Below are 1,082 nucleotides of genomic sequence, written 5' to 3'. Positions count from 1 at the left end.
CTGCCAATAGCAAGAACAAGCTTTATTTGAGGCATCGCTTGAAATATCTTTTCATGCCATATTTCTCGACATTCACGTCTTGGTGGTAAATCGGCTTTATTTTTGTCATAGCCTGGAAAACAAAATCCCATAGGAACAATAGCAAAAAGAGATCTATTATAAAATTCTTCTTTCGTGACACCCAGCCAATTACGCAATTTTTCGCCAGAACGATCATTAAAAGGGATAGAAGTTTCATGGACACGCAACCCTGGTGCTTGGCCTGCAATTGCAATCGAAGCAGTATCGGATAAATAAACGACTGGGTTTGGTTCATGAGGAAGAGGAGGAAAATAATGGGGTTGTTGGACACAAACACGACAGGAATAGATCTCTTTTTCAAGTTTGATAATTGGGCTACATTGTTTCATTGGTAAATAAAATTAAAAAATATTTTTCTTATTCTGTGCGAGGATTTGCTTTGCGCCATTCTTTTGGTCGTTGAAAACTTGATGCCCATATTCCTTTTTTTTTCTTTCTAGCTTCTTGCTCTTCTCTGGGGTATTCATAATAATTTACAGCCCAACCATTATGTACAAGTGTTGCATTGATATTGCTAATTTGTTTTGTTTTACATGTTGCAAGAATACGGCGATATTTATCTGTTTTTTGCCAGTGACATGTAACAGTTTGATTTTTTAAGAGTTGTTCTAAATATTTTTTTGCCTCAAGCCCACAAGGGTAGCGTGCTTCCTTTTTTCCACAAAATTGGTGGAGTTCAGGAGCATCAATTCCAGCTAGTCGAATCTTAATTGAAGAAATCATGATGGTATCGCCATCAATGATTAATGCATTTCCTTCAACAGAGTTTTGAGAAGAAAATTTTCCTTTTTGAGGCAACAGTTGAGTCTGCTTAAAATAAGTTGACATAATGATAAGAATGCTAGCTGCAACAAAAATGCTGAAACCGATAATTTTTAGATTAAAGCTTCTTAGATTAAAATGAGAAAAAGACTTTTTCATGAAATAAAGAAACTGCTAACATTATTATAACGCACTCTATTTTAGTATTGCTTATAATTCGTCTGAAAAAATTTATTCAT

At 34.7% G+C, this 1,082-nt stretch carries 2 protein-coding genes; both read right to left on the bottom strand.

Annotated elements, in window-relative coordinates; all coding sequences use genetic code 11:
- Positions 1 to 410: uracil-DNA glycosylase family protein (locus ACFIKE_RS11175; RefSeq protein WP_375650006.1), on the bottom strand; the 410-nt coding region annotated here is incomplete at its 3' end.
- A gap of 28 nt (positions 411 to 438) precedes the next feature.
- Positions 439 to 1,002: a thermonuclease family protein gene (locus tag ACFIKE_RS11170; protein ID WP_375650003.1), complete on the bottom strand. Its 564-nt coding sequence runs from the start codon at positions 1,000 to 1,002 to the stop codon at positions 439 to 441.
- Between the last annotated feature and the right edge of the window lie 80 nt (positions 1,003 to 1,082).

The sequence above is a fragment of the Bartonella sp. MU70NMGDW genome, assembly GCF_042194085.1.
GTDB lineage: Bacteria > Pseudomonadota > Alphaproteobacteria > Rhizobiales > Rhizobiaceae > Bartonella > Bartonella grahamii.
The sequence above is the reverse complement of the archived record's forward strand: the minus strand, read 5'-3'. Positions and strand labels throughout refer to the sequence as shown.